Genomic DNA, 3,392 nt, shown 5'->3' on the forward strand with positions numbered 1-3,392 from the left:
GAAGGTACGGCGGTCGGTCATGGACTGGCTTCTGGATGATTAGCGGTTGGCCAAGGGGTTGGCGGCTTTTTGTACCTGGTCCCACACCCGTAGGAAGTTGCCGCCCCACAGCTTGGCGATGTCCGCTTCGGAATAGCCGCGCTGGATCAGTTCGGCGGTGACGTTGCGTATTTCGCCGACGTTGTTCCAGCCCTGGACGCCGCCGCCATCGTTGAAGTCCGAAGCGAGGCCGACATGGTCGATGCCGATCTTGCGCACGGTGTAGTCGATGGCGTCCCCCAAGTCCTTGAGGGTGGCCTTGGGTTCTTCATCAAGGATGGCGTACAGCGCGCTGGCGTACTCGCCGAACTTCTGTTCAGGCCAGGCGGCAATGATCGCATCGCCCGGCATCAAGGCCACCGCCAAGTTGGGAAGGGGCGGCAGGTCGAAGCGTGCGCGCAGGGTGTTGAGCTTGTCCTGGGTCGGTTGGCTCAGTGGGCGAAGGTAGGCGGAGAAGCCCACGATCTGCACCACGCCGCCGCTGTTTTTGATCAGTTGCAGTTCTTTGTCGCTCAGGTTGCGCGGGATATCCACCGACGCACGCGGCGCAGAGTGGGACGCCACCATCGGCGTGCGGCTCAATTGGGCCACTTGCTCCAGGGCCTTGGTCGACATTTGTGATACGTCGATGATCACCCCCAGGTCGTTGAGGCGGTGCACCGCTTGCTTGCCGATGTCCGACAAACCGTCGAGGGCATCGGTGGAGTCATTGAAAAACGGCAGCGGCCGAGACGAGTCCGACCAGGCATTGTTGCCCACATAGCTGAAACCGAACATGCGCATGCCGCGCGCCGCCCACAGGTCCAACTGGTTCAAATCGTTGCCCAGCGGGTAGGCGTTGAGCATGCTGATAAAGATCGCGAACTTGCCCTCGCCATGCAAACGCCGGAAATCATCCGGGGTATAGGCGATGGCGACCTGATTGGGGTAGTCGCGCACCATCGCGCTGATGATCTTGTAGCGCACTTCCTGTTCATGGCGGGCCGCTTCGACAAAGCCGTCGGTGGGTTTGTGCGGCGCGTTGGGGCCGTTCCAGATTTCCGGCCAGCCAAAAATCGTCAGGGCCGCACCGGACAGTCGCCCACGTGCTGCCTTGGCCAGGTCGAACTGGCCTTCACCGTCCTTGTCCGCCTCGTTATCGGCGGTGCCGAAATCCACCGGCACGGTGATGTGGCTGTCGAAAGACAGCAGCCGATCCTGCATTTCATTGGCCTGCTTGATCACTTCCAGCGGGTAGCCGGCATTGCCCTTGAACCAGTGATCCCAGACCAGGAAGCCGGCTCCGGCACCGATGGCCAGTGCCAGCGGCAAGCCGATGTACAGCGCCTTTTTCGAACGTGGTTTTGTCATTGCCGTCTCAGTCAGTTGAGGCCTTCGCTATCAGGGAAGAACGAGTGATGGGTGGGAAAATTTAGGCGGCGAGGGCGCGTCGGTAAATTTCCTCGGCGTGCAAACGTTCTAGCTCTGATAAAGCCGTTTCCTAAGGTAGACAATGACCATCTCTCGACGTGGGTTCATCGCAGGCCTGGCACTGACAGGTGCCGCGGTGCCGGCAGCTTTCTATGCCCATCGCGAGTTGACGCGCGAAGAAGAATTCCCCATCACCCCAGGCGAAGCCACGGTGGACCTGGCCGACACCGCCGGCCAGCACCTGGCGAACACCCTGCGCGGGGTCTGGAACCTGCGCCTGGAGGGCCGCGACGCCGGCCTCAAGGGCCTGCCGCTGCAAGGTTTAGAACTGCTGCTCGACATCGCCCCTCGCGGGCGTGGTCTACGCGGCTACCTGGACACCGCCGCCAACCTGCGCGCCGAAGGTGAACCGCGATACCGCGTGCTGGGCGATCTACTGACAGGGGAGAGCGCCGTGCTCTACTGGCGGCTGATCGATCGCGACTCGGTCGATGGCACGCCGGCCTACGAATTCAAGATGACCCTCGATCAGGTCTGGGCGGATTTTGCCAACGCCGGCAGCAGCACCCTGAGCGGGCAGATCTTTGACCTCGACCGGCCGCTGGCGTCTGTTGAGCGCGATAATCGCTTTATCGCCCATAAGCAGTGGTTTCCCGAAGCCCGCGAACGCATCGGCCTGAATCCAACCCTGCTGGCCTGGCTGATTTCACCCGAGCACCGCCTGTTTCATCAACTGTGGCACGCCACCCGTGACCAGTGGCACAAACTCTCCGAAGAAAAACGCGACGCCCTGCGCGGCATTGGCTGGCAACCCGGCCCGCGTGGCCAGGAGCGTGACGCCCGGGGCAAGCGCAAGGACCGCAACGGCTCGGGCATCGACTTTTTCTTTATGCACCGGCATATGCTGGGAACCGCGCGTTCCATGCAGGCGATTGCTTCGTGGCGGCAATTTCCTGAGCCTCAGCCGGCATTGGAACGTGATCGCCTGGGCTTCCTGCGCTACTTCGATAACCACGATGGTTTCGCTCTGCCGCCCACGTGGTCGGCCCCGGACGACAGCGACTACACCCAATGGGTCAGCGACATCAAGGCGGCCGAAACGTATCACAGCAATTTCCAGGTGTGGGAATCTCAATACCGCGACCCACGTTACCTGGCCCAATTCACCCTGGGGCAGTTGGGTTCCGAGATGGAGCTGGGGCTTCACGATTGGCTGCACATGCGCTGGGCCTCGGTGCCGCGTGACCCGTCCAATGGTGCGCCAGTGCCTTTCGCCCGCGACCCCTCGGATTTCGCCCCACGCTGGTACGCGGCGGAAAACGACTTCCTCGGCGATCCGTTTTCCTCGCATGTGAACCCCGTGTTCTGGCACTTCCACGGCTGGATCGATGACCGTATCGAAGACTGGTTTCGCGCCCATGAGCGCTTCAACCCAGGGGAAGTGAGCCGCATGGAGGTCAACGGCGTAGCCTGGTTCGCGCCGGGCCGCTGGGTTGAAGTCGGCGACCCGTGGCTGGGTCCGGACACCCATGGCTGCAGCACCACGCCGGGGTTGCAGATGGGTCGGTCGATGGAGATGGACCCGGAGACCATGAAACTGGCGCTGCGCATTACCTTTGGCGAAGACGAGGGTGTGTTGCAGGACTTGTTCAAACGGGTGCCGAAGCGGCCGTGGTATGCACGTCACCTGAAGCTGAAAACCCCTTGAAAGGCGCTGCGGTGAGCGCTCCCGCCACCGATTGAACCAACTCGGTTCACGCTTGTCCCCGCTTCCCATGTCACCCCCCGCCAGCCAAATCCCTTAATTTTCCAAGCCTGTCGGAAGCCTCTCCAGGTCTCCGGCTGCGCCCGCTTTTTTTGGATGCGGGGCGCACAGCACCCGATTCAAGCGGCAGCTGAAAACGGACTTTCTTCTCCACCGTGACTTATCAGGCAGGTTACCC

2 protein-coding genes are annotated in these 3,392 nt (G+C 61.9%); one reads left to right on the forward strand and one right to left on the reverse strand.

From position 1 onward, the window contains the following. Positions 1-39: 39 nt before the first annotated feature. Complete coding sequence (pvdM, locus tag LVW35_RS11335) at positions 40-1,389, reverse strand: pyoverdine-tailoring dipeptidase-like protein PvdM (protein ID WP_233895544.1); 1,350 nt, start codon at positions 1,387-1,389, stop codon at positions 40-42. Positions 1,390-1,531: 142 nt separating this feature from the next. On the opposite strand from pvdM, the gene pvdP reads away from it, so the two are divergent. Then, on the forward strand, positions 1,532-3,157 hold the full coding sequence (pvdP, locus tag LVW35_RS11340; protein WP_233895546.1) for a pyoverdine maturation tyrosinase PvdP: 1,626 nt from the start codon (positions 1,532-1,534) through the stop codon (positions 3,155-3,157). Positions 3,158-3,392 lie beyond the last annotated feature (235 nt).

Source organism: Pseudomonas sp. HN11, assembly GCF_021390155.1.
In the GTDB taxonomy this organism is placed as follows: domain Bacteria; phylum Pseudomonadota; class Gammaproteobacteria; order Pseudomonadales; family Pseudomonadaceae; genus Aquipseudomonas.